Annotated in this window: 23 protein-coding genes and 1 pseudogene; 14 read left to right on the top strand and 10 right to left on the bottom strand. The window is 71.0% G+C overall.

Features of this window, described 5'->3' with window-relative positions; genetic code table 11:
* Nucleotides 1–18 precede the first annotated feature (18 nt).
* Together ABT078_RS20990 and ABT078_RS20985 are read left to right on the top strand one after the other, a co-directional pair.
* The gene (locus ABT078_RS20990) at nt 19–642 is read left to right on the top strand and encodes a hypothetical protein (RefSeq protein ID WP_351229839.1); all 624 of its coding nucleotides are present in this window, start codon (nt 19–21) and stop codon (nt 640–642) included.
* A gap of 132 nt (nt 643–774) precedes the next feature.
* On the top strand, nt 775–1,113 hold the full coding sequence (locus ABT078_RS20985) for a DUF2516 family protein (protein WP_351229967.1): 339 nt from the start codon (nt 775–777) through the stop codon (nt 1,111–1,113).
* Between the two features lie 124 nt (nt 1,114–1,237).
* On the opposite strand, the gene ABT078_RS20980 is transcribed toward ABT078_RS20985, so the two are convergent.
* From ABT078_RS20980 to ABT078_RS20970, 3 genes are all read right to left on the bottom strand, one after another.
* Entirely contained in the window at nt 1,238–2,533 is a 1,296-nt protein-coding gene (locus tag ABT078_RS20980; RefSeq protein ID WP_351229837.1) for a PP2C family protein-serine/threonine phosphatase, read from the bottom strand.
* Nucleotides 2,534–2,852: 319 nt separating this feature from the next.
* Entirely contained in the window at nt 2,853–3,959 is a 1,107-nt protein-coding gene (locus ABT078_RS20975) for a C40 family peptidase (protein ID WP_351229835.1), read from the bottom strand.
* 174 nt (nt 3,960–4,133) lie between these two features.
* Entirely contained in the window at nt 4,134–4,955 is an 822-nt protein-coding gene (locus ABT078_RS20970; protein WP_351229833.1) for a class I SAM-dependent methyltransferase, read from the bottom strand.
* A 248-nt stretch (nt 4,956–5,203) separates the two neighbouring features.
* Between ABT078_RS20970 and mshA the strand changes: the two genes are divergently transcribed.
* From mshA to ABT078_RS20955, 3 genes are all read left to right on the top strand, one after another.
* Nucleotides 5,204–6,547 (top strand): D-inositol-3-phosphate glycosyltransferase, encoded by a 1,344-nt coding sequence (gene mshA, locus ABT078_RS20965; RefSeq protein WP_351229831.1) that lies wholly within the window; start codon nt 5,204–5,206, stop codon nt 6,545–6,547.
* Complete coding sequence (locus ABT078_RS20960) at nt 6,540–7,031, top strand: type III secretion system chaperone family protein (RefSeq protein WP_351229829.1); 492 nt, start codon at nt 6,540–6,542, stop codon at nt 7,029–7,031. Before mshA ends, ABT078_RS20960 begins: the two co-directional genes overlap by 8 nt.
* Before the next feature lie 111 nt (nt 7,032–7,142).
* Nucleotides 7,143–8,804, top strand: coding sequence for a glycosyl hydrolase family 28-related protein (locus tag ABT078_RS20955; protein WP_351229827.1), 1,662 nt, complete (start codon nt 7,143–7,145; stop codon nt 8,802–8,804).
* Between the two features lie 41 nt (nt 8,805–8,845).
* Here ABT078_RS20955 and ABT078_RS20950 read toward each other — a convergent pair whose 3' ends face one another.
* Entirely contained in the window at nt 8,846–10,123 is a 1,278-nt protein-coding gene (locus tag ABT078_RS20950; protein ID WP_351229825.1) for an MDR family MFS transporter, read from the bottom strand.
* Nucleotides 10,124–10,254: 131 nt separating this feature from the next.
* Between ABT078_RS20950 and ABT078_RS20945 the strand changes: the two genes are divergently transcribed.
* Nucleotides 10,255–11,016, top strand: coding sequence for a phosphoglyceromutase (locus tag ABT078_RS20945; protein ID WP_351229823.1), 762 nt, complete (start codon nt 10,255–10,257; stop codon nt 11,014–11,016).
* Nucleotides 11,017–11,095: 79 nt separating this feature from the next.
* On the opposite strand, the pseudogene ABT078_RS20940 reads toward ABT078_RS20945, so the two are convergent.
* From ABT078_RS20940 to phoU, 4 genes and pseudogenes are all read right to left on the bottom strand, one after another.
* Nucleotides 11,096–11,248: pseudogene (locus ABT078_RS20940) on the bottom strand (site-specific integrase); the annotation flags it as partial.
* 159 nt (nt 11,249–11,407) lie between these two features.
* The gene (locus ABT078_RS20935; protein ID WP_351229821.1) at nt 11,408–11,611 is read right to left on the bottom strand and encodes a hypothetical protein; all 204 of its coding nucleotides are present in this window, start codon (nt 11,609–11,611) and stop codon (nt 11,408–11,410) included.
* A 668-nt stretch (nt 11,612–12,279) separates the two neighbouring features.
* A complete protein-coding gene (locus tag ABT078_RS20930) occupies nt 12,280–12,435 on the bottom strand; it encodes a hypothetical protein (RefSeq protein ID WP_351229819.1) in 156 nt (51 codons plus the stop codon).
* Nucleotides 12,436–12,618: 183 nt separating this feature from the next.
* The gene (gene phoU, locus ABT078_RS20925; RefSeq protein ID WP_351229817.1) at nt 12,619–13,296 is read right to left on the bottom strand and encodes a phosphate signaling complex protein PhoU; all 678 of its coding nucleotides are present in this window, start codon (nt 13,294–13,296) and stop codon (nt 12,619–12,621) included.
* A gap of 199 nt (nt 13,297–13,495) precedes the next feature.
* On the opposite strand from phoU, the gene phoR reads away from it, so the two are divergent.
* Together phoR and phoP are read left to right on the top strand one after the other, a co-directional pair.
* The gene (phoR, locus tag ABT078_RS20920; protein ID WP_351229815.1) at nt 13,496–14,896 is read left to right on the top strand and encodes a two-component system sensor histidine kinase PhoR; all 1,401 of its coding nucleotides are present in this window, start codon (nt 13,496–13,498) and stop codon (nt 14,894–14,896) included.
* A complete protein-coding gene (phoP, locus tag ABT078_RS20915; RefSeq protein WP_064067557.1) occupies nt 14,893–15,573 on the top strand; it encodes a two-component system response regulator PhoP in 681 nt (226 codons plus the stop codon). Before phoR ends, phoP begins: the two co-directional genes overlap by 4 nt.
* A gap of 342 nt (nt 15,574–15,915) precedes the next feature.
* Here the strand turns inward: phoP and ABT078_RS20910 are convergent, their stop codons facing one another.
* Nucleotides 15,916–16,638: a DUF461 domain-containing protein gene (locus tag ABT078_RS20910; RefSeq protein WP_351229812.1), complete on the bottom strand. Its 723-nt coding sequence runs from the start codon at nt 16,636–16,638 to the stop codon at nt 15,916–15,918.
* A gap of 583 nt (nt 16,639–17,221) precedes the next feature.
* Between ABT078_RS20910 and ABT078_RS20905 the strand changes: the two genes are divergently transcribed.
* From ABT078_RS20905 to rlmB, 6 genes are all read left to right on the top strand, one after another.
* Nucleotides 17,222–17,704, top strand: coding sequence for a CarD family transcriptional regulator (locus tag ABT078_RS20905; protein WP_017945956.1), 483 nt, complete (start codon nt 17,222–17,224; stop codon nt 17,702–17,704).
* Between the two features lie 382 nt (nt 17,705–18,086).
* On the top strand, nt 18,087–18,833 hold the full coding sequence (ispD, locus tag ABT078_RS20900) for a 2-C-methyl-D-erythritol 4-phosphate cytidylyltransferase (protein ID WP_351229810.1): 747 nt from the start codon (nt 18,087–18,089) through the stop codon (nt 18,831–18,833).
* Complete coding sequence (gene ispF / locus ABT078_RS20895) at nt 18,823–19,338, top strand: 2-C-methyl-D-erythritol 2,4-cyclodiphosphate synthase (protein ID WP_351229808.1); 516 nt, start codon at nt 18,823–18,825, stop codon at nt 19,336–19,338. The genes ispD and ispF overlap by 11 nt, the downstream gene beginning before the upstream one ends.
* Before the next feature lie 88 nt (nt 19,339–19,426).
* Nucleotides 19,427–19,834, top strand: a complete 408-nt coding sequence (locus tag ABT078_RS20890) for a PPOX class F420-dependent oxidoreductase (protein WP_351229805.1) — start codon at nt 19,427–19,429, stop codon at nt 19,832–19,834.
* A gap of 97 nt (nt 19,835–19,931) precedes the next feature.
* Complete coding sequence (gene cysS, locus ABT078_RS20885; protein ID WP_351229803.1) at nt 19,932–21,332, top strand: cysteine--tRNA ligase; 1,401 nt, start codon at nt 19,932–19,934, stop codon at nt 21,330–21,332.
* 115 nt (nt 21,333–21,447) lie between these two features.
* A complete protein-coding gene (gene rlmB / locus ABT078_RS20880; protein ID WP_351229801.1) occupies nt 21,448–22,398 on the top strand; it encodes a 23S rRNA (guanosine(2251)-2'-O)-methyltransferase RlmB in 951 nt (316 codons plus the stop codon).
* Nucleotides 22,399–22,490: 92 nt separating this feature from the next.
* On the opposite strand, the gene ABT078_RS20875 is transcribed toward rlmB, so the two are convergent.
* Nucleotides 22,491–23,108 carry an NUDIX hydrolase gene (locus ABT078_RS20875; protein ID WP_351229799.1) on the bottom strand — a complete coding sequence of 206 codons (618 nt, stop codon included), beginning with the start codon at nt 23,106–23,108 and terminating at the stop codon, nt 22,491–22,493.
* Nucleotides 23,109–23,140: the final 32 nt, after the last annotated feature.

Below are 23,140 nucleotides of genomic sequence, written 5' to 3'. Positions count from 1 at the left end.
TCCGGGAGGACCACAGTCATGGCCATCGCTGATGACCTGCGCAAGACGTTCACCGACCCGACCCCCCTCTACTTCGCGGCCGGCACGGCCGACCTCGCCGTGCAGCAGGCCAAGAAGGTGCCCGCGCTGATCGAGCAGCTGCGGGCCGAGGCGCCCGCGCGGTTCGAGGCGGTGCGGGAGACCGACCCGAAGGCCGTGCAGGAGAAGGTGACCGCCCAGGCCAAGGAGGCCCAGGCCACCGTCCAGGCCAAGGTCACCGAGGTGCTCGGAACCCTGGACACCGATCTGAAGAAGCTGGGCGAGACCGCCCAGGACCTGGCACTGCGGGGCGTGGGGGTGGCCGCCGAGTACGCGGTCCGCGCCCGCGAGACGTACGAGAAGGTCGCCGAGCACGGCGAGCAGACCGTGAAGGCCTGGCGCGGCGAGGCGGCCGAGGAGATCGCCGAGATCGCGATCGCCGTCGAGCCCAAGGCGGAGGAGTCCAAGAGCTCCGAGCCCACGGCCAACGGCACCTCGGTGAAGAGCGCTCCCGAGGCCAAGGCCACCACGGATGGTCGGCCCAATGCCGCCGCCCCGGCTCCCCGCAAGGCACCGGTGCGTAAGCCGGCGGCCAAGAAGAGCAGCCCTTCCTCCGGAAAGTAGGACCTGACAACCAGGCCGACGCCCTCACGGGCCGGGCACGTCATCGGTGCCCGGCCCGTTGCCGTGGGTAGATACGGGGTACGTTGGCCGCGAGGCGCTTCACATCACTCTTAGGCGGTGCTCATGATCGGCATGTGGATGGGCGGATTCGAAAGTCTCCTCTGGCTGGTGCTCGGCCTGGTCATGCTTGTCCTGGCGGTAGCCGCGCTGGTCATGGCCGCCCTCGCGCGCGAGGACGCCTACCGCGCCGCCGACAAGCAGACCAAGATGCTCTGGCTGATTCTGCTGGGCGTCACGGTCGCGGTGGATCTCTTCCTGCAGATGCTGTTCCTGCAGATCGCCGGCCTGATCGCGACGATCGTCTTCCTCGTCGACGTGCGGCCCGCGCTCCAGCAGGTCTCGGGCGGCCGTGGCCGCCGCGGCGGGTCCAGCAGCGACGGTCCGTACGGTCCGTACAACGGCGGCCGGTAGGACCGGGGCCCGTCGGGGCCCGGCCAGGGGCCGTCCAGGGAGGCTTCCGGTCTGCCCGCCCGCGGCTCCCGCCCGTCGAGTCCGGCTCGCCGAGTCCGGGCCCGCCGGGGTCCTGCCGGATCCGTCAGCGCACGCGGTCCAGCAGCAGCACGGCCACGTCGTCCGTCAGGTCCCCGCCGTTCAACTCCCGCACCTCGGCCACCGCGGCTTCGAGCAGTGCCTCACCGCGGAGCCCCGCCGCCAGCCGACGGTTGATCATCTCGACCATGCCGTCCTGGCCCAGGCGCTCCCCGTCCGGGGAGGTCCGGCCCTCGATGAGTCCGTCCGTGTACATCATCAGGCTCCAGGCCGCGCCCAGCTCGACCTGACGGCGCGGCCAGCGGGCGTTCGGCAGCAGGCCGAGTGCCGGGCCGCCGTTCTCGTACGGGAGAAGCTGCGCCGCCTGGCCCCTGCGGGCGATCAGGGGGGAGGGGTGGCCGGCCAGGCACAGGCCCGCCCGACGCCCGTCCGGCGCGATGTCGACCATGCAGAGCGTCGCGAAGATCTCGTCGCTCTCCCGCTCGTGCTCCAGCACCTGCTGCAGCGTGGAGAGCAGCTCGTCGCCGCACAGCCCCGCGAACGTCAGCGCCCGCCACGCGATCCGCAGCTCCACGCCGAGCGCCGCCTCGTCCGGCCCGTGGCCGCAGACGTCGCCGATCATGGCGTGGACCGTGCCGTCCGGGGTGCGGACCGTGTCGTAGAAGTCGCCACCGAGCAGAGCGCGGGAGCGGCCCGGCCGGTAGCGGGCGGCGAACCGCAGATCCGAGCCCTGGAGGAGGGGCGTGGGCAGCAGGCCGCGCTCCAGACGGGCGTTCTCCTGCGCCCGCAGCCGTGACTCGGCCAGCTTCACCTGCGCGGTGTCGGCGCGCTTGCGTTCGACGGCGTACCGGATGGCGCGGCTCAGGGTCCGGCCGTCCAGCTCGGTGCGGAGCAGGAAGTCCTGAGCGCCCACGCGCACCGCCTCGGCCGCCCGCTCGGCGTCCGCCTCGGCGGTGAGCGCCAGCACGGCGTGGCACGGCGCGAGGCGCAGGACGTGCCGCAGGACGGCGAGCTCGTCGGCGTCCTCGTCGGACTGGCCGCGTACGCGTCCGGGCAGGGCCAGGTCGACGAGGATGCAGTGGATGTCGTCCGTGAGCAGCCGCTCGGCCTCGGTGAGGTTGCGGGCGGTACGGATACGCACACGGGTCCCGGCCGCGTCGAGCATCTCGGGGACGGTGAACGTGCCTGCCGGGTCGTCCTCGATGACGAGGAGCGTGAGGTCGGTGCCGTTGGTGGTCTCGGTGACGGTGTCGCGCATGGGCGGTACGGAGACAGGCGGTACGGCGGGGGCCGGTACTGCTACGGGCGAGCCGGTCCGCTGGCGCGGAACGGGTACGGGCATCTGTCTGGTTTCCTTCCCTCCCCCCGAGGGCGCGGCAGGTCGACGATCGACGTCCCGCCAGACGGGGACCATAGCGGTAGCGGGTGGTGCATTGGAATGGCGTGGCGAGAAGAGCGGATGGCATATGCCGCGCATCGGGAGGTAGTTGCCCCACCGGTGATGACGAACGTCACGCGTCGCTGGTGACCGGGGTCACGAGATCGCCGCGTGACGCCTGTCACCACGATGTCAGTTACGTGGTTCCGCTCACGTTCCGCCCACCCGTACGGGTGCAAGTCCCGGCATTCGGTGTGCACAAGACATACGGCACCTTCCCGGCCTATTTGTCCGGGCGCACGACTCCGAGGATCGCCATCGAACCCGCGCCGGCCAGCGTCACATGCCGTCCCGGCCGCGGCGCGTGGACGATCGCCCCGTCACCCACGTACATCCCCACATGGCTGGCGTCGGCGTGGTAGATGATCAGGTCGCCGGGCCGCATGTCCTTGATGTCGACGCGCGGCAGCAGTCGCCACTGCTCCTGCGAGGTCCGCGGGATGCCCCGCCCCGCCGCCGCCCAGGCCTGCGAGGTCAGACCGGAGCAGTCGTACGAACCGGGCCCCTCGGCGCCCCACACGTACGGCTTGCCGATCTGCGCGGTCGCGAAGGCGATGGCCTTCCTGCCCTGCTTGCTCGCGCTGCCGGCCGCGATGTTCTTCAGGACGCCGGAGCTCAGCCAGGCCGTCTGCGCCCGGTACGCCGCCTCCTCCTCCAGCTTCAGCAGTCGCTCCCGCTCCTCCTTCTCGAGCTGCGACTCGATCTTCTTCGCGGCGGCGATCTGCTGGTTGATCTCCTTCTTGGCCTTCTCCTGCCTGACCCGGTTGGCTTCCAGCCTGGTCCACTGGGCGCCGGCCTCCTTGGTGTACGCCGCCAAGTCGGCCTGGGTCTGCTCGAGTTCGGCGATGAGGTCCTTCGTCGCCTTCTGGCCCTGCTGGAAGCGGCCTGCGCTGTCGAGGAAGAGCTGCGGGTCGTCCGTCAGCATCAACTGGGCCTCGGGCGGCAGTCCGCCGCCCCGGTACTGTGCGCGGGCGGCGGCGCCCGCACGGTCCTTGAGGTCGGCGATCCGGTCCTGGCCCTTCACTATCTCCCGGGCCAGCTCGACGATCTCGGCCGACTGCTTCTTCGCCTGCTCCTCGGCGAGGTTGTACGCGTCGGTGGCGGACGCGGCCCTGGCGTAGAGGCCGTCGAGCTCCACGCGGATCTCTTCGAGGGTCTTCTTCGGGGGTGCGGGCGGGGCCGGTTCGGGCGCGGCGGGCGCCGCAGGCGCGGCGATCGATGCGGGAGCCAGGAGCGACGAAGGCGCTGCGAACGCCTGGCCCGGCGCCGCCAGCAACGTCACGGCGCAGACCACGGTGATCGCGGCGGCAGCACAGCGGCGTCGGTTCACAAGCTCCCCCTCTAAATGTGATTTACCGTCAGTAACTTACGCACGACGTCGTGATGGTGCCACGCCCTCCGCAAAAGCGACAGGGCCACGCGCCGGGTACCGCCTGATCACATCCATTTGTCAAAGACGAACGAACCCGGTCCCGTGTTCCCCGGATCCCCGTGTTGCGTCCGTTCAGCCGGAATTGGGTGCCAGGGCCGGCCATTTCACGGTGACTTCGCCCTGCCGCCACCGGCGCAGCCCGTCCGAACCCGCCCCCGTCAGCGGCCAGTCGGCGGCCAGATCGCGCACGGCTCTCATCCACCGTTGGCGGGCTCCCAGCGTGGCGTACGGGGCCGCCGCCGCCCACGCCCGGTCGAAGTCGCGCAGAAACGCGTGCACGGGCTCGCCCGGCACGTTCCGGTGGATGAGCGCCTTGGGCAGCCGCTCCGCCAGGTCCGACGGCCGCTCAAGCGAACCCAGCCGGGTGGCGAAGGTCACCGTCCGCGGCCCCTCCGGTCCCAGCGCCACCCACACGTGCCGCCGCCCTATCTCGTCGCACGTCCCCTCGACCAGCAGGCCGCCCGGCGCGAGGCGGGCGCACAGCCTCTCCCACACCGCGGCGACCTGGTCCTCGTCGTACTGGCGCAGCACGTTCGCCGCCCGTATGAGCAGGGGCCGCTCCGGCAGTGGGACCTCGAAGCCGCCGTGCAGGAAGCGCAGCCCGTCCCGCTCGTACGGGCGCGCCGCCGCGACCCGGGCCGGCTCTATCTCTATGCCGACGACCTTCGACCGCGGCTCGGCGGCACGCAGCCGCTGCAGCAGCTCCACGGCGGTCCAGGGGGCGGCCCCGTACCCGAGGTCCACGGCGACCGGCGCGGCGGCCGAACGGCGCAGCGCCGGGCCGTGCACGGCGGCGATCCAGCGGTCCATGCGGCGCAGCCGGTTCGGGTTGGTGGTGCCACGGGTCACCGCGCCCACGGGGCGGCTCGGGGGCGGGATGGTGCGCGCGGACATGTGAACGAGGGTAAGGGCGGACGGGGCACCTACGGCACGCCGGGCACAGTGGCCCGCACGACACACCGGGCCGCGCGCCGATTCACCCGGGTGCGCTCGGATGCACTCGGCAATGATTCGGCAAAGCGGAAATGAAAGAGACCGTTCCGCTGTTCTTGCGCTTGAAGGGCAGCGAGCGCCCTTTGTCGGCATGCCCATCCTCAGGCGGGCCGAGCAGCGAGCGCACCCGAGCGGAGAGGACCGTCCACGTGAGCCAGTACGTGTCCCGGCTCGCCGGAACCCTGGCATCGCCGCCCCGGCTGCGGCTTACCGGACATCACCGCAGGCCGCGCCGCGTCGCCATGCTGAGCGTGCACACCTCCCCCCTGCACCAGCCGGGGACGGGCGACGCGGGCGGCATGAACGTCTACATCGTGGAGCTCGCCAAGCGGCTCGCCGCCATCGGCGTCGAGGTGGAGATCTTCACCCGGGCGACCGCGGGCGGGCTGGCGCCGGTCGTAGAGCTCGCGCCCGGTGTGCTGGTCCGGCACGTGGACGCGGGACCCTACGAGGGCCTGGCCAAGGAGGACCTCCCGGCCCAGTTGTGCGCCTTCACGCACGGCGTGATGCAGGCTTGGGCGGGCCACCGGCCCGGCCACTACGACCTGGTCCACTCCCACTACTGGCTCTCCGGCCATGTCGGCTGGCTCGCCGCCGAGCGCTGGGGCGTTCCGCTCGTCCATGCCATGCACACCATGGCCAAGGTCAAGAACGCCGCGCTCGCCGAGGGCGACACGCCCGAGCCCGCGGCCCGCGTCATCGGCGAGACCCAGATCGTCGACGCCGCCGACCGGCTGATCGCCAACACGGCGGAGGAGGCCGGTGAGCTGATCCGCCATTACGACGCGGACCCCGCCAAGGTCGCCGTCGTCCACCCCGGCGTGAACCTGGAGCGCTTCCGCGTCGCCGACGGCCGGGCCGCCGCCCGAGCCCGCCTCGGACTCCCGCAGGACGCCGTGATCCCGCTCTTCGCCGGCCGTATCCAGCCGCTGAAGGCCCCTGATGTGCTGCTGCGCGCGGTCGCCCTGTTGCTGGAGCAGGATCCGACCCTGCGCCACCGCATGATCGTGCCGGTCGTCGGCGGGCCCAGCGGCAGCGGTCTCGCCAGGCCGGAGGGCCTGCAGAAGCTGGCGGCCCGGCTCGGGATCGCCGACGTCGTACGCTTCCGGCCGCCGGTCGCGCAGAACCTGCTCGCGGACTGGTTCCGCGCCGCGTCCGTGCTGGTCATGCCCTCGTACAGCGAGTCCTTCGGGCTGGTCGCCATAGAGGCGCAGGCGACGGGCACACCGGTCGTCGCGGCCTCCGTGGGCGGTCTTCCGGTCGCGGTGCGGGACGGGGAGACCGGCTTCCTGGTGCCGGGGCACGACCCGGCGGACTACGCCCGCGCGCTGCGCCGTTTCGTGGACGAGCCGCGGCTGGCGGGCCGCATGGGCGCCGCGGCAGCGCGCCACGCGCGCGGCTTCGGCTGGGACACGGCGGCCTCCGCCACCGCGGACGTGTACACCGCGGCGATGCACGAGCACCGCCGTCGCGTACGCTCCCACCATGGCTGACGTGCTGAAGGTCCTGGAGCAGACGCTCACGGACGCCGAGCTGGAGTGGGAGAGCCCCCAGCCGGGCTCGTACGTCGTGAAGCTGCCGGGCACCCGCAAGCTGTCGACGACCTGCTCGCTGATCGTGGGTCAGCACTCGCTGTCCGTCAACGCCTTCGTCATCCGCCACCCGGACGAGAACGAGGCGGGTGTCCACCGCTGGCTGCTGGAGCGCAATCTCAGGCTGTACGGCGTGAGTTACGCGATCGACCCGCTCGGCGACATCTACCTGGTCGGCAAGCTGCCGCTCTCGGTCATCACGCCCGAGGAGCTGGACCGGCTGCTCGGCACAGTGCTGGAGGCGGCGGACGGCGGGTTCAACAGCCTGCTGGAGCTGGGCTTCGCGACCGCGATCCGCAAGGAGTATGCGTGGCGGGTGTCCCGCGGCGAGTCCACCCGAAATCTTGACGCGTTCACGCATCTGACCCAGCGCCCGGCGAAGTAGATCGCCAACGCACACCCTCTGCACGACCTCTTCCCCGCCCTGCCTGGGCCGTGGCATGCTCACCGCCGACGTGGACATGAACATCGTTCATATACGTGGAAGGTGGGCAACATGGATCAGCTGACCAGACGGGGCCTGCTCGGCGGTGCGATAGCCGTGGCCGCGGTCGCCGCGACCGGCGGTACGGCGAATGCCGCGACCCCCCGGACCCGCGAGACCGCAACGCTCTGGCGGGAGTTCGCCGCGTCCCCGTACACCCACCCCCAGATCCCGTTCGTCGGCAGGGCGGGACAGCGCGGCGGAGCGGCGTACTTCCCCAGGCCGCGTGTCGTGGCGAACGTCCTGAATCTCGGGGCGCGGCCGGACGGCTCCGCCGACGCCGCCCCCGCGATCAACCGTGCCGTCGCCGCTGCCGGCGAACGCGGCGGCGGCACGGTCCTCATCCCGCCCGGCACCTACCGCATCGACGACGTCATCCGTATCGGCCACAGCAACGTCGTCCTGCGCGGCGCCGGCAGCGGCCGCACCAAGCTCGTCGCGACGAAGAACCTCACCGAGCTCATCGGCCCGTACGGCAGCCGCTACGGCGGCGACAAATCCAGCTGGTCGTGGGCGGGCGGCCTCATCTGGCTGTGCCCGCAGGCCCGTTACGAGAGTCTCACCGCCGCCATCCAGGCCCGGGCCTGGCCCTTCGAGGGCTGGACCGGCAACCGGCGCGACGAGTGGAGCACCCTGACCACCGTCCGCCCCGCCCGCCGCGGCGACCGCTGCGTGACCGTCGACGACCCGTCGGCGCTGCGGCGCGGACAACTCGTCCTGCTGCGCCTCGCCGACGACGCCGCGCACACCCTCCTCGAACACATGGCGGGGGACGGCCCCGGCCCCGAGGCGTACGTGTGGGACGACAAGACCAAGCTCACCTCCTACGTGCCCTACGAATGGCCCGTGCGCGTCGAGTCCGTGCGGGGGGACCGGGTGTGGCTGGAGCGGCCCTTGCCCCTCGACGTACGCCCCGAGTGGGACCCGCGCCTGACCACGCACGTCGAGGCGCTGACCGGCTCCGGGGTCGAAGGGCTGACACTGGAGGCGGTCGAGACCCCGCAGGCGCCCCATCTGCTCGACAAGGGCCACAACGGCGTCACCTTCCAGTGCGCGTACGACTGCTGGGCCGACGACATCACCGTCCGCCACGTCGACAACGGCTTCGGGCTCGTCGCCGCCTCCGCGTGCACGCTGCGCCGCACCCGCGTCGCGGGCCGCGGCTCGCACCACCCGTACTTCTGCCGCGAGGGCGCGCACGACAACCTCGTCGAGGACTTCGTCATCGAGCAGCGCACCGTGCCCGCCCCGGCCGGCACCCAGCTGCACGGCATCAACGTCGAGGGCCTGTCCAGCTACAACGTCTGGTCCCGCGGCGTGATGGAGATGGGCACCTTCGACACGCACCGCGGGATGCCGTTCGCGAACGTACGGACCGAGATCACCGTCGACAACAACGGGCGGCACGGCGGCGACGCGTCCGCAGGACCTCTGTACGGGGCGCGCTTCACGCACTGGAATGTCACGGTGACCAACGAACGGGCGGGCCTGGTACGGATCGACGGGATCGCCCCGTACAGCGCGACCGTCGGCATCTCCACGGTGCGGGAGTTCGATCAGATCGACGTGCCGGACTTCACCGGGGCGCTCAACTCACGGATCGAGGCCTACGGTTCGCCCGGCGACGTGCGGCCGCGGAACCTGTACGAGGCGCAGCGCGCGCTCGACTGCTGAGCTGACGCGGAGGGAGCGGCGGCCCGCGGGTCCCAAGCCCCTCAGGCGTCCGCCCGCTCCGAGGGCTCGGCCGTGGCGGGGACGGCCGGGCCCGGAATCCGGCCGTCGGCGGTCGGCGCCCCCGGCAGTGCGCGCATCAGCAGCCAGTAACCCAGCGCCGCCACCGTGCCGATCACCCCGCACGAGCCCCACAGCCACTCGGCGCCGAAGTGGTCGATCACGTACCCCGCGAGCAGCGGGGCGACCAGGGCGGCGACCGACCAGGACATGGTGTAGACGCCCTGATAGCGGCCGCGGCCGTGGACAGGGGAGAGGCGGACCACCAGGCCCATCTGGGTGGGGGAGTTGATGATCTCGGCCAGCGTCCAGACGCACACGGTCAGCGCGTACACGCCGATCGATCCGGCGAAGGCCGTCAGCCCGAAGCCGTAGCCCGCGAGCAGCGCGGAGATCACCAGGAGCCGTTGCGGGTCGCGGTGCTCGATGAAGCGGGTGACCGGGATCTGCAGGGCGACGATCAGCACGCCGTTGACCGCGATGACGAGTCCGTAGTCGGAAGGGGACCAGCCGTCCAGGCCCATAGCCACCGGCAGTCCGACCGACCCCTGCATGAAGATCAGCGAGATGAGGAAGGAGAGCCCGACGACGCCCATGAACCGCCTGTCCCGCAAGACGGTGCCGAGCCCGATCTCCGCCTCGGTCTTGTCCGCGGCTGCGCTGCGCTCGGGCCGGGACTCCGGCAGTTTGACGAAGACCAGCACCGCGCAGACGAGCGTGAGCGCGGCCTCGCCGAGGAAGCCGGCGAGATAGCTGTACTCGGCGATGAGGCCGGCGGCCGCGGAGGAGATCGCGAAGCCGAGGTTGATCGCCCAGTAGTTGAGTGCGAAGGCCCGCACCCGGTCCTCGGGGCGCACGATGTCCGCCATCATCGCCTGCACCGCGGGGCGGGAGGCGTTGCTCGTCAAACCGACGAGGCAGGCGACGGCCGCGATCGCCACCGGGTGCTCCATGAAGCCGAGCAGTGCGACGGACAGGGCGGTCGAGGTCTGCGCGATCAGCAGCGTGGGCCGCCGCCCCAGCCGGTCGGCCATCACCCCCGCGCCGAGCGACGAGACGACGCCGCCGAGTCCGTGCAGGGCGGCGACGAGTCCGGCGTACGAGGCCGAATAACCCCGATCCAGGGTGAGATAGAGGGCCATGAAGGTCGCGACGAAGGCGCCGAGCCGGTTGACCAGGGTGCTGGTCCACAGCCACCAGAACTCCCGGGGAAGGCCTGAGACGCTCTCCTTCGCGGCACGTCGGAGCGTGGCTGCGGACATACGGACTCCCCCCGGTTTGTAAGTGGCACTGCACTGATCGGCAACTTACAGATCCGGTGTGCCCGGGCGCCAGTCGATTGACGGCGGACGTCAATCGTCGGCCGCATCGGGCGTCGATTAGGCTCGGGCCCATGGCCGACGCGACATACAAGCTGATCCTGCTCCGCCACGGCGAGAGCGAGTGGAACGCGAAGAACCTGTTCACCGGCTGGGTGGACGTCAACCTCACCGAGAAGGGCGAGAAGGAGGCTGTGCGCGGCGGTGAGCTGCTCAAGGACGCCGGCCTGCTCCCCGACGTGCTCCACACCTCCCTCCAGAGGCGCGCCATCCGCACAGCCCAGCTTTCGCTGGAGGCCGCGGACCGCCACTGGATCCCGGTGCACCGCTCCTGGCGTCTGAACGAGCGCCACTACGGCGCGCTGCAGGGCAAGGACAAGGCGCAGACCCTCGCCGAGTTCGGCGAGGAGCAGTTCATGCTGTGGCGCCGCTCGTACGACACCCCGCCGCCGGCCCTCGCCGACGACAACGAGTTCTCCCAGGCCCACGACGCGCGCTACGCGACGATCCCGCCGGAGCTGCGCCCGCGCACCGAGTGCCTGAAGGACGTTGTCGTCCGCATGCTGCCGTACTGGTACGACGGCATCGTGCCGGACCTGCTGGCGGGCCGCACGGTCCTGATCGCCGCCCACGGCAACAGCCTGCGCGCGCTGGTCAAGCACCTCGACGGCATCTCCGACGCCGACATCGCCGGCCTCAACATCCCGACCGGCATCCCGCTCGTCTACGAACTCGACGCCGACTTCAAGCCCGTCAAGCCGGGCGGCACGTACCTCGACCCGGAGGCCGCGGCGGCGGCCATCGAGGCGGTCAAGAACCAGGGCAAGAAGAAGTAGATCTGGTGATCATGCCTCCCTCCTGCGCTTTCGGTGCGGATGGGAGGCATTTTCACGGCCCGGGGACCACTCTGGGCCCTCAGCCCTCCGGATTCTGCGGCCGGAGTGCATGCCCCACGGCCTTACGGGCCCGCTCCCGACTGCTCGGCATGAGGTGCGCGTACACCTTCAGCGACAGCCCCGGGTCGGAGTGTCCGAGGTATTCGGCAAGAGCCTTGATGCAGCTCGCTGCGCTCGCGCGCGACGGCGTTCGGGAGCTCCCGCCCGCCGCGTGCTTCCGGGCCGACTCGGACCTGGCGTGCCCGACGGGTCGCACAGTCCCTGCGACTCTCCCGGCTACGCTCGCGCAGGAGCGCCCCGCGGCGCGTGGCTGCGGGGCGCCTTGTGGGGTTCAGTCGACCTGCTCCCCGTCGTGCGTACCGCCCTTGCAGAGGTTTTCCGCCAGATCGGGCGTTCCGCCGCCCTGCTTGCACTCATAAGGGGTGACGTAGGATGTGGCACCCTGTGCGGCGGTGGCGGTGGCGGCGCCTGTGAGGCCGAGTCCGGCGAGGGCTGCCGTGGCGATGACGGCGGCGAGGATTCGTCGAATGCGCATTTGGTTCCCCTTTCACGGATTGCCTCGGTTGGGGCACTAGTCAGCTTGATCTTCACCCATGTGGGTGGCACGTCTTGTTAGGCCATTCGGGTGACAGTGCTGTCGGGTGCGGAGTCGGTGACGCGACCCGTCGGACAGGCCCTAGAACGAAGAGACCACCCCGGCATCGCGGCCCGGCTGCCCGCCCGCCCCCCTGAAAAGCCGTGGTGAACCACAGAGAGCGGGGGAGGCCCGGCGGCACCTGCCCACCTCTGCCGCCTGCCCCTTGGAAGGCCCGCAGGGCAGCAGTCCACGGGCTGGTGATCACTGACCACACGGGCAAGGAACAGGCGCAGGAGGTTGCAGAGGCATTCACCGGGTGGGAGGAGAACGCTGAGAAAGAGATTCGGGTGGCGGTGTACGGGAAGGGGGGCGCGCTGCTCCACAGCATCCCGGCCACTTGATTTGCCAGTAGCGTGATCTCGCGCTGAATCGCAGGCGGGTCACGATCAGCGGCGGCGAGACCGTCGGCGTGCTGGAGCTCGAGGACTGAGGAACGGCGCGCGGTGCATGCCGGGCCAGGGCTGGTCCCCGTCCGGGCTGGTCCTGGCCGGCGCGTGCGAGCCGAAGGGCCCCGTCCGGGAGAAGCGGACGGGGCCCTTCTGCTGTCGTGGATCAGGTGCGGCCGGTCAGCCGCCGCACTGGCACGGCCCGCCCGACTGGCAGCCGCAGCCACAGCCGGAGCCGCAGCCGCAGGCGGCGAGGAGCGGCAGGTGGCGGGGCGAGGGCGTCGCCACTTCGACGGGTGCGTCCTGCTGGGGGTCGGTCGTGGGGGAATCGGCCATGGGGTCCTCCTCGAAGGCGTGCGTGTGTCGCCTTTCCCCATTTCATGCCCACTGGGCCCGGCGCATCAACGGCGCACAGGTGTGCCCGCGCCCCGACCCGCTTTTCCGCAGGCCCTTTGCGCCGCTTCACCGTTGCACTGCGTTGCCGGGTGGAGCGGCCCCGTCGGCCATGGGAGCCGGAGGCTATGCGCCCTCGACCGTCGTCTCCGGCTGGAGCTCATCGGCGTGCTCGCCCGTCACCAGGTAGACGACGCGCTTGGCGACCGAGACCGCGTGGTCGGCGAAGCGCTCGTAGTAGCGGCCCAGCAGGGTGACGTCGACCGCCGTCTCGATGCCGTGCTTCCAGCGGTCGTCAATCAGGTGCGTGAACAGCGCGCGGTGCAGCTGGTCCATCTCGTCGTCGTCCGTCTCCAGCTGGAGGGCCAGATCGACGTCCTTCGTGATGATGACCTCCGCCGCCTTGGCCATCAGGCGCTGTGCCAGCTGACCCATCTCCAGGATGGTGGCGTGCAGGTCCTGCGGAACCGCGGAGTCCGGGAAGCGCAGCCGGGCCAGCTTGGCCACGTGCTGGGCCAGGTCGCCGGAGCGCTCCAGGTCCGCGCTCATCCGCAGGGAGGTCACCACGATCCGCAGATCCGTCGCCACCGGCTGCTGGCGGGCCAGCAGGGCTATGGCGCGGGCCTCGAGGTCGTGCTGAAGATCGTCGACCTTCTGGTCGGCGGCGATGACGGTCTCGGCGAGCTTCAGATCCGCGTCGAGCATGGCCGTCGTGGCGCGCCCGATCGCGGACCCGACCAGCCGTGCCATCTCGACAAGGCCTTCGCCGATCGAATCGAGTTCCTCGTGGTACGCGTCCCGCATGGGAAGTCCCTCTCTTGACGTGAACGGGGGGTCGGGTGGGGCTGAGACCCCCACGCTCCCACGTTCCGTTCGTAACGCGTCCGGATCCTCCCTCCCAAATGAACCGGCACTTTATCCCGGGTGAACTCTGAGCGACGACTGTTCGAGGTGCCACTCGGATGGCTGGGAGACCACCCTGGCGCCCGCATAACCTGGATGCATGGACGTGAACGCGGCGGTCGCCGCATTGGCTGCGATCGCCGGCGTGTGCACCGGCGTGATCGCCGTGCTGGCGTTCCGTTGGAGCGAGCGCGAACAGGCGAGACCCACCCGCACATCCCTGCACATGGACGCCGTGCTTCCGCCCGGCGTCGACACCGTGCTCTCGGTGCTCCGCTCCTCCGCGGTCGTCCTCGACGAGAGCGACTCCGTGGTCAAGGCCAGTTCTGCCGCGTACGCGCTGGGTCTGGTCAGGGGCGGAAAGCTGGCCATCGAGCCCATGCTGCACATGGCCCGTGACACCCGGCGCGACGGCGAGATACGCCAGGTCGAGCTCGACCTGCCTCGCCGCGGCACCGGCCGCGGCGAGGCCCTCGCCGTCTCCGCGCGGGTCGCGCCGCTCGGATCCCGCCTCGTGCTGCTGCTGGTCGAGGACCTCACCGAAGCCCGTCGTATCGAAGCGGTACGGCGCGATTTCGTCGCCAATGTCAGCCATGAGCTCAAGACTCCCGTCGGCGCGCTCTCGCTGCTCTCCGAGGCGGTCATGGACGCCTCGGACGACCCCGAGGCGGTCACCCGCTTCGCGGGCCGGATGCAGATCGAGGCGACCCGGCTCACCAATCTCGTGCAGGAGCTCATCGATCTCTCCCGGGTGCAGAACGACGACCCGCTGGACGACGCCGAGCCCGTACGGGTGGACGAGCTGGTCGCCGAGGCCATCGACCGCTCCCGCCACACCGCTTCCACCAAACAGATCACCATGGCCGCCGGCGGCACCGCCGACCTGTACGTCTGGGGAAACCGCGGCCAGCTGGCCGCCGCCCTCGGCAATCTCGTCGAGAACGCCGTCAACTACTCACCTGCCCGCACCCGGGTCGGCATAGCGGCGCGGCGTGTCTCCGCGTCCGGCGGGGACCTGATCGAGATCGCCGTCACCGACCAGGGCATCGGTATCTCCGAGAAGGACCGCGAGCGCGTCTTCGAGCGCTTCTACCGCGTCGACCCCGCCCGCTCCCGGGCGACCGGAGGTACGGGCCTGGGCCTGGCCATCGTCAAGCACGTGGCCGCCTCGCACGGCGGGGAGGTCACGGTGTGGAGCACCGAGGGTCAGGGCTCCACCTTCACGCTGCGGTTGCCGGAGGCAGGCTCCGTCCGGGACCGTACGCGCAGCCACGTCGCCGACGAAGCCGACGAGGGACTGTACGACGCGGACCCGGATCCCGATCCTGATACCGGACCCGCTCCCGTCTCCCATCCCGACCCGGATCCCGCACCCCGCACCGCTCACGGTCACGAGTTCCGTCGTGATCCCGAATCCGATTCCCACCCCGAATCCCACCCCGGTCCTGATCCCCGGACCACCCCACGCGAACCACTGCCTGCCCCGGAGGTCCTTCCGTGACCCGAGTGCTTGTCGTCGAGGACGAGGAATCCTTCAGCGACGCTCTTTCCTACATGCTCCGCAAGGAGGGCTTCGAGGTCGCTGTGGCGACCACAGGTCCCGAAGGGCTCGACGAGTTCGAGCGCAACGGCGCCGACCTCGTGCTCCTCGACCTGATGCTGCCGGGCCTGCCCGGCACCGAGGTCTGCCGCCAGCTGCGCGGCCGTTCCAACGTCCCGGTCATCATGGTGACCGCGAAGGACAGCGAGATCGACAAGGTCGTCGGCCTGGAAATAGGAGCCGACGACTACGTGACGAAGCCCTTCTCCTCGCGGGAGCTGGTCGCCCGCATCCGCGCGGTCCTGCGCCGCCGCGGCGAGCCGGAGGAGGTCGCCCCCGCGGCCCTGGAGGCCGGCCCGGTCCGGATGGACGTGGACCGTCACGTCGTCACCGTCGCCGGCGGCAAGGTCGACCTGCCGCTCAAGGAGTTCGACCTGCTGGAGATGCTCCTGCGCAACGCGGGCCGTGTGCTGACCCGTATGCAGCTGATCGACCGCGTCTGGGGCGCGGACTACGTGGGTGACACCAAGACCCTCGACGTCCACGTCAAGCGCCTGCGCGCCAAGATCGAGCCCGACCCGGGCGCTCCGCGCTACCTGGTCACGGTCCGGGGCCTGGGATACAAGTTCGAGCCGTAAACCGGCCCGGCCCTCCTGCCGCCGGACGCCCGTCGCGAACCGACTGACGTCACGGCGGCACAGCGTCCCGAAGCCGGGGAGGCCCCCGGGCCGAGCCGTGCGAGGGGCACACACGGGACGGGATTCGAGCGCGACCCGGCTGCTGCTCGCTGCCTGGTCCGCGGTCCAGGGACTTCGGCTACAAGCCCGTGAGCCTCAACCGGCTCACGGGCTCACGGGCGGCTCACCGAGCCGCGGGTCCGGCCGACGCCCCGCACCCCGGCACGTGTACGGCGGCGCCCCACCGGATCCTTCCGGTGGGGCGCCGCCGTGTGCGCGTACGGGTGCGTGCGCGGGCCTGCGTCAGTGCCCGGCCTCGTGGGACGCCGAGGCGGAGTCCGACGGCGTGGCCTCGCCGCCCTCGGTCCCGGCGTCGCCCTCGTGCTCACCCTCGGTCCCGGCGTCGCCCTCGTGCTCACCCTCGCCCTCGTCGCCGTGCTGGCCCTCCGCCGGCGCGGTCTCGGCGCCGGTCGGGCTGCCCGTGGGGGTGGGGGACGCCGGAGGCGGCGGCAGGACGGACGGGCCGAAGTCCTTGTAGTAGGTGTCGGCCGGCACGACGAAGGCCTGCATCTTCACGTCGCCGGTCTCGCTGAAGCGGAAGACGACTTCCTGGACGTTGCCGCTCTCGCCGACCTCGCGGCCGTTCTCGATGACAGCCGAGGCGTTGCCCTTGCCGCCGAGCACGACCGAGCCGAGGGCCGGCACGGTGACCGGGCCGCTGCCCGTGGCAGAGGACAGCTTCACGGCGGCGTTCGTGCCCGGCAGCGTGATGGAGTCGAGGGTCTGCGGCTCGGTGCCGTCGTTGAACAGCGTCGCCGAGACGGCCGCCGGCCCCTCCGTGCCCGCCACGGGCTGCGCGATCACCGTCGCGTTCTGGATCTTGATGTCACCGACCGAGGTTGCGGCGTTGTCCGGCTTGACGCCGAGCGTCTGCGCGTCCATGCCTGCTGCGCAGGCGGAGAGCGAGGCGATCGAGATCACGAGGGCACTGGCGGCGATGGCGCCGCGTCGAAGGCTGCGGCTCACGGCGGCGGCAACTCCTTGGACGTACGGACGGGCTGAGGTGGTACGGGCCTTGCGGTCTTACAGCGGGTTCAGGTTACCGAGCCGTGGTCGGCGCCCCGCACCCGACCCGCCCCGGACGCGGCCCCGACCTCCGCGGTCGCCACCTCGGGCCCGATCGCGGCATGCCCGTCCGCCGGATTTGGTCCGCTGTTCACATAAGCCGGGTGATCAATTCCGCGGACCATCACACATTTCTTACGGAAAGCCGTGCGACGCCCTTGGTGATCAATTCGGGATTCCTTCTCGCTACCCCCCGCCGTGCGGGTGACCGGGCCTCGAACGGAGTACGGGAAGTACACTGCTGGGAACCAGGCAAATCGGGACGTTCATCCGCTTGGGCGGGGGTTGCGGTGCGTGTAACGTGCGCGTTTCTGTGCGCCCGTGCAGCCGCTCCCACCTGCGAATACCCTCTTCCGGAAGCCGTCCGCAGCACGTCCGGGTTGCTGTTGTCAAGCCCCGAGATATGCCCTGACCTGCGAAAACGCCATTCAGAAGAAGCCGTTCTCGTGTTACCCTGGATAGCCACGGAAGGGGTACCTGTCACATGACGTTCAAGGTTGGCGACACCGTGGTCTATCCCCATCACGGGGCCGCGCTGATCGAGGCCATCGAAACTCGCCAGATCAAAGGCGTGGACAAGACCTACTTGGTGCTCAAGGTCGCTCAGGGCGACTTGACGGTTCGTGTGCCGGCGGACAATGCGGATCTCGTTGGCGTGCGAGATGTGGTCGGTCAGGACGGGCTGGACCGGGTCTTCGACGTGCTGCGCGCGCCGTATGCGGAGGAGCCCACGAACTGGTCCCGTCGCTACAAGGCAAATCTCGAGAAGCTCGCCTCCGGCGATGTCATCAAGGTCGCCGAAGTAGTGCGCGACCTGTGGCGCCGCGAGCGCGAGCGCGGTCTCTCCGCAGGTGAGAAGCGCATGCTGGCCAAGGCTCGCCAGATTCTGGTGAGCGAACTGGCCCTCGCGGAGAACACGAACGAGGACAAGGCCGAGGCTCTCCTCGACGAGGTCCTCGCGTCCTGACACCAGGCGTCTGCGCTCCCCCGCGCCAGGCGTCCACGGTGCAGAACTGAATGCCGCGGTGCCCGCTGACCAGCTGAGGGGTTGTGTCGCCGGGCACTGCGGCATGTCCGCACGACCAAGATCCCGGCGCCGGGTCGACACCCGGCACCCCCACCATCCCGACGTCCCCCCGTCCCCGAGCGTCCCCGACCTCTGACGTGCCGGGCCCGGGCAGCTGGCGCAGCTCGCTCAACCAGGTGTCACGGAAAGAGTTCCGGTCAAGGCGTCGCGCCCGGCACGCTGTGGCCATACCCAGATGAGCCGAGGGCACAAACCTGGCCAAGCCGAATTCGGTCCTGGCCATGCCAATGAGGGGCCGTCCCCGACCTCCGGAGTGGAACCGATGTCAGAACAGACGCGCACCGGCCGCACCGCCGTGGTGATCCCCGCGGCAGGCCGGGGCGTACGGCTCGGCCCGGGCGCCCCCAAGGCGCTCCGCACGATCAACGGCACCCCCATGCTGATCCACGCCGTACGCGCCATGGCGGCCTCCCGGGCCGTCTCGCTCGTCGTCGTGGTCGCACCGCCCGACGGCGCCCCCGAGGTCAAGAACCTGCTCGACGAGCATGCGCTGCCCGAGCGCACCGACTACCTGGTCGTCCCGGGCGGTGACACCCGCCAGGAGTCCGTCCGCCTCGGCCTCGAAGCGCTCCCCGAGACGATCACCACCGTCCTCGTCCACGACGCGGCCCGCCCGCTGGTCCCCGTCGACATCGTCGACGGCGTGATCGAAGCCGTCCGGGACGGGGCCGCGGCCGTCGTCCCCGCTCTGCCGCTCGCCGACACCGTCAAGCAGGTCGAACCGCGCGAGAAGGGCGAACCCGAGCCGGTCGTCGCCACCCCCGAGCGGGCCCGGCTGCGCGCCGTGCAGACCCCGCAGGGCTTCGACCGCGACACGCTCGTACGCGCCCACGAGACCATCGCCGTGGGCGGCGACGGCGCCACGGACGACGCCGGGATGGTCGAGCAGCTCGGCGCGCCCGTCGTGGTCGTACCCGGCCATGAAGAGGCGTTCAAGGTGACCCGCCCGCTGGACCTCGTCCTCGCCGAGGCCGTACTCGCCCGCAGGAGGGCCAACGATGGCTTCTGAGGCACCTGATCTCCGCCTGCCGCGGGCCGGCATGCCCCTCGTCGGCATCGGCACCGACGTCCACGCCTTCGAGCGCGGCCGCGAGCTGTGGTGCGCGGGCCTGCTCTGGCCCGACGAGGAGTACGGTCTCGCCGGTCACTCCGACGGCGACGTCGCCGCCCACGCCGCCTGCGACGCCCTCTTCTCGGCCGCCGGGGTCGGAGACCTCGGCGCACACTTCGGCACCGGCCGCCCCGAGTGGTCCGGCGCCTCCGGGGTCACCCTCCTCGCCGAGGCCGCCAGGATCGTCCGCGCCGAGGGCTTCGAGATCGGCAACATCGCCGTCCAGGTCATCGGCGTACGGCCGAAGATCGGCAAGCGGCGCGACGAGGCGCAGAAGGCGCTGAGCGAGGCGGCCGGCGCCCCGGTGTCCGTGTCCGGCACGACGACGGACGGTCTCGGGCTCACCGGCAGGGCCGAAGGGCTGGCAGCGATCGCCACGGCGCTGGTCGTCCGCGCGTCCTGACCGGGTGCGGGCGGTCGCGTCAGGTAGAGCGGTTGTGGAATCAACGAATTCCTGCGCCAGGAGTCAACGAGGTCAGGAGGACCGCACCGTGACCGCCCCACTCAGCGACAAGCTCAAGGACCTGCTCGACAAGCCCGTTTTCGTCAACCTCGCCACCATTCAGCCCGACGGAAGCCCTCAGGTGTCTCCCGTCTGGGTGAAGCGTGACGGCGACGACCTGCTGATCTCGACCACCGTCGGGCGCCGCAAGGAGCAGAACATCCGCCGCGACCCCCGCGTGACGGTGCTCGTCCAGCCCTTCGACGAGCCGTACACGTACGCCGAGATCCGCGGCACCGTCACCCTCACCACCGAGGGCGGCCAGGAGCTGATCGACGAGCTGTCGATGAAGTACACCGGCAAGATGTACGCCGCGTTCAACCCGGAGGCCGGCAAGGACGCCCCGCGCGTGGTTGTCCGGGTCACCCCGCGGAAGGTCGTCGGCGCCCTCGTCTGAGCGCACCCCGGCCCTCCGCGGCGGGCCGTGGTCACAATCGAGCCCCCGCGTCCCCAAGGGGCGCGGGGCACTGCCGCAGGGCCACTACTCTTGAGTGGTGACTATTCGGCTGTACGACACCAACGCCCGGCAGATCCGTGACTTCGTCCCGCTCACGCCGGGTTGTGTCTCGATCTACCTGTGTGGCGCGACCGTGCAGTCCGCCCCGCACATCGGGCACATCAGGTCCGGACTCAACTTCGACATCATGCGCCGCTGGTTCGAGTACCGCGGCTACGACGTCACGTTCGTCCGCAACGTGACGGACATCGACGACAAGATCATCGCCAAGGCGGCCCTCCAGGAGCGCCCCTGGTGGTCGATCGGCTACGAGAACGAGCGCGCCTTCACCGCCGGTTACGACGTGCTCGGCTGCCTGCCCCCGTCGTACGAGCCGCGTGCCACCGGCCACATCACCGAGATGGTCGAGATGATGCGCGGCCTCATCGAGCGCGGCCACGCCTACGAGTCCGACGGGAACGTCTACTTCGACGTGCGCTCCTTCCCCGGCTACCTGGAGCTGTCCAACCAGGACGTCGACGATCTGCGCCAGCCGTCGGGCGAGGGCGAGACCGGCAAGCGCGACCCGCGGGACTTCGCCATGTGGAAGGCGGAGAAGCCGGGGGAGCCGTCCTGGGAGACCCCGTGGGGACGGGGGCGTCCGGGCTGGCACCTGGAGTGCTCGGCCATGGCGCACAAGTACCTGGGTTCCGCGTTCGACATCCACGGTGGCGGGATCGACCTGATCTTCCCGCACCACGAGAACGAGATCGCCCAGGCCAAGGCCTTCGGCGACGACTTCGCCTCGTACTGGGTGCACAACGCCTGGGTGACGCTGAGCGGCGAGAAGATGTCGAAGTCGCTCGGCAACTCGGTCCTCGTCAGCGAGATGGTCAAGCAGTGGCGGCCCATCGTGCTGCGCTACTACCTGGGCACCCCGCACTACCGCTCGATGATCGAGTACAGCGAGGAGGCCCTGTGCGACGCCGAGTCCGCGTTCGCGCGCATCGAGGGCTTCGTCCAGCGGGTCACCGAAAAGGCAGGGGAGGCGGTCGCTCCCGCCGCCGAGGTGCCGCCGGCCTTCGCCGAGGCCATGGACGACGACCTGGGCGTCCCGCAGGCCCTCGCGATCGTCCACACCACGGTCCGGCAGGGCAACAGCGCGCTGGCCGCCGACGACAAGGAAGCCGCCGTCGCACGCCTCGCCGAGGTGCGGGCCATGCTCGGCGTCCTCGGCCTCGACCCGCTCGACCCGCACTGGGCGGGCGAGGCCGACCGCGGCGAGGACCTCCACGGCGTCGTCGACACGCTCGTACGCCTCGTGCTGCAGCAGCGCGAGTCGGCCAGGACCCGCAAGGACTGGGCCACGGCCGACGCGATCCGCGACCAGCTCAACCAGTCCGGACTCGCCATCGAGGACGGCCCCGACGGCCCACGCTGGACGCTCGGACCCCGCTGACCAGCGACAGTGTGCCGCCCGGCCGCCCGGGCGGCACACTTCTTACGTACGTACGCATCAGGGACCCGCGAAGATCCGTCCGGGACCCACGAAGAATTCAGGGAAACAGGTAGTCATGGCCGGGAACAGCCAGCGCAGGAACCGCCGCACATCCAACAAGAAGGGCGCGACGGTCGGCAGCGGTGGCAATCGGCGCCGCGGCCTCGAAGGCAAGGGCCCGACCCCGCCCGCGTCCGCCCGCAAGGGCCATGCGAAGAACCGCGTCGCCAACGCCAGGGCCAAGCAGGCCCAGCGGCGGCCCGTCGCCCGCCGCGGCGGCAAGGGCTCGTCCGAGATGGTCGTCGGCCGCAACCCCGTCTTCGAGGCGCTGCGCGACGGCGTGCCCGCGACGACGCTGTACGTCCAGCAGTTCATCGACAACGACGAGCGGGTGCGCGAGGCGCTCCACCTCGCCGGGGAGCGCGGCAACATCCACCTGATGGAGGCGCCGCGGGTCGAGCTGGACCGGATGACGAATGGGCTCAACCACCAGGGGCTCGTCCTCCAGGTCCCGCCGTACGAGTACGCGCACCCGGAGGACCTGGCGGCCGCCGCCTTCGACGACGGTGAGGACCCCCTGATCGTCGCCCTCGACGGCGTCACCGACCCGCGCAACCTCGGTGCGGTCGTCCGCTCCGTCGCGGCCTTCGGCGGCCACGGCGTGGTCGTCCCCGAGCGCCGCGCCGCCGGCATGACGGCCGGCGCCTGGAAGACCTCCGCCGGCACCGCCGCCCGCACCCCGGTCGCCCGCGCGACCAACCTCACCCGCGCCCTGGAGGCCTACCAGAAGGCCGGCATCACCGTCGTCGGCCTCGCCGCCGACGGCGAGGTCGAGGTCGGCGAGCTCGAGGCCCTCGACGGCCCGGTCGTCATCGTCGTCGGCAGCGAGGGCAAGGGCCTGTCGCGGCTGGTCGGCGAAACCTGCGACTTCCGCGTCCGCATCCCCATGCCGGGCGGTGCCGAGTCTCTCAACGCGGGTGTCGCGGCGGGTGTGGTCCTGTACGAGGCGGCCCGCCGCAGGAGCTGATCCTGGGAGCACCGGTCATCCCGGCGCCCCGGTTCACCCTGCGTGACCTGCACCGTCCGGGCGGCCGTGGCCGGGGGCCGGCCGCTCCGCGGTCAGGAAGTCAGCCCGGCCAGCCTGGCGCGGGTCAGGACCGCGATGGTGAAGGCGTCGGTCACACGGCCGTCGGCGATCATGGCGTCGGCCTCCGCCGGCGGCATCGTGCGCGTGGAACGGATGCCCTCGCCCGTGGCGAGGCTGCCGACGGCGTCGATGCGGGCCGCGAAGAGCAGCACGCGGTCGGCAGTCATGCCGGTGTCCGGGTGGACCGCGCCGAGGTCGGTCAGTTCGAGGACGTGCGCACCGATCTCCTCGCTCAGCTCCTTCGCCGCATTGGCCTCGGCGCTCAGACCGCGTGTGCCGAAGCCGCGCGGCACCTCCCACTGCCAGGAGCGGGTCGCATGGCGGTAGTGCTCGATCAGGACGACCCCGCCGTCCAGCAGCGGCAGCACCACACAGCCCGGCTCCGCGTTACGGCTGACCGAGCGGATGTACGTACCCGTACGCCCGTCCGGGAACCGCACCGGGTCGCGCAGGAGCATCACGTACGGGTCCGCGTACAGCACACCGCCGGCCGCCGCGACGGCCTCCGGGTCGGAGAGGATCTCGATGCCGCCCGGCACGTTCAGGAACAGATCGGGGCGCTCGGCGCGCAATCGTTCGTAGAGCTCCATCCGTACGACCCCCTCGGCGTCCCGCCACATGA

This window comes from Streptomyces sp. NPDC002133 (assembly GCF_040296405.1).
Taxonomy (GTDB): domain Bacteria; phylum Actinomycetota; class Actinomycetes; order Streptomycetales; family Streptomycetaceae; genus Streptomyces.
This window is presented reverse-complemented; position numbering and strand designations above follow the sequence as displayed.

Bases quoted from the DNA above. Each gene is read 5' to 3' on its own strand.
- ABT078_RS20980 (WP_351229837.1), bottom strand. From the start codon at position 2,533: ATGCCCGTACCCGTTCCGCGCCAGCGGACCGGCTCGCCCGTAGCAGTA.
- rlmB (WP_351229801.1), top strand. From the start codon at position 21,448: ATGGCCGGGAACAGCCAGCGCAGGAACCGCCGCACATCCAACAAGAAG.
- ABT078_RS20985 (WP_351229967.1), top strand. From the start codon at position 775: ATGTGGATGGGCGGATTCGAAAGTCTCCTCTGGCTGGTGCTCGGCCTG.
- ABT078_RS20875 (WP_351229799.1), bottom strand. From the start codon at position 23,108: ATGGAGCTCTACGAACGATTGCGCGCCGAGCGCCCCGATCTGTTCCTG.
- ABT078_RS20905 (WP_017945956.1), top strand. From the start codon at position 17,222: ATGACGTTCAAGGTTGGCGACACCGTGGTCTATCCCCATCACGGGGCC.
- ABT078_RS20955 (WP_351229827.1), top strand. From the start codon at position 7,143: ATGGATCAGCTGACCAGACGGGGCCTGCTCGGCGGTGCGATAGCCGTG.
- ABT078_RS20945 (WP_351229823.1), top strand. From the start codon at position 10,255: ATGGCCGACGCGACATACAAGCTGATCCTGCTCCGCCACGGCGAGAGC.
- ispF (WP_351229808.1), top strand. From the start codon at position 18,823: ATGGCTTCTGAGGCACCTGATCTCCGCCTGCCGCGGGCCGGCATGCCC.
- ABT078_RS20990 (WP_351229839.1), top strand. From the start codon at position 19: ATGGCCATCGCTGATGACCTGCGCAAGACGTTCACCGACCCGACCCCC.
- ABT078_RS20935 (WP_351229821.1), bottom strand. From the start codon at position 11,611: ATGCGCATTCGACGAATCCTCGCCGCCGTCATCGCCACGGCAGCCCTC.
- ABT078_RS20970 (WP_351229833.1), bottom strand. From the start codon at position 4,955: ATGTCCGCGCGCACCATCCCGCCCCCGAGCCGCCCCGTGGGCGCGGTG.
- ABT078_RS20960 (WP_351229829.1), top strand. From the start codon at position 6,540: ATGGCTGACGTGCTGAAGGTCCTGGAGCAGACGCTCACGGACGCCGAG.
- ABT078_RS20950 (WP_351229825.1), bottom strand. From the start codon at position 10,123: ATGTCCGCAGCCACGCTCCGACGTGCCGCGAAGGAGAGCGTCTCAGGC.
- phoR (WP_351229815.1), top strand. From the start codon at position 13,496: ATGGACGTGAACGCGGCGGTCGCCGCATTGGCTGCGATCGCCGGCGTG.
- ispD (WP_351229810.1), top strand. From the start codon at position 18,087: ATGTCAGAACAGACGCGCACCGGCCGCACCGCCGTGGTGATCCCCGCG.
- ABT078_RS20930 (WP_351229819.1), bottom strand. From the start codon at position 12,435: ATGGCCGATTCCCCCACGACCGACCCCCAGCAGGACGCACCCGTCGAA.
- phoU (WP_351229817.1), bottom strand. From the start codon at position 13,296: ATGCGGGACGCGTACCACGAGGAACTCGATTCGATCGGCGAAGGCCTT.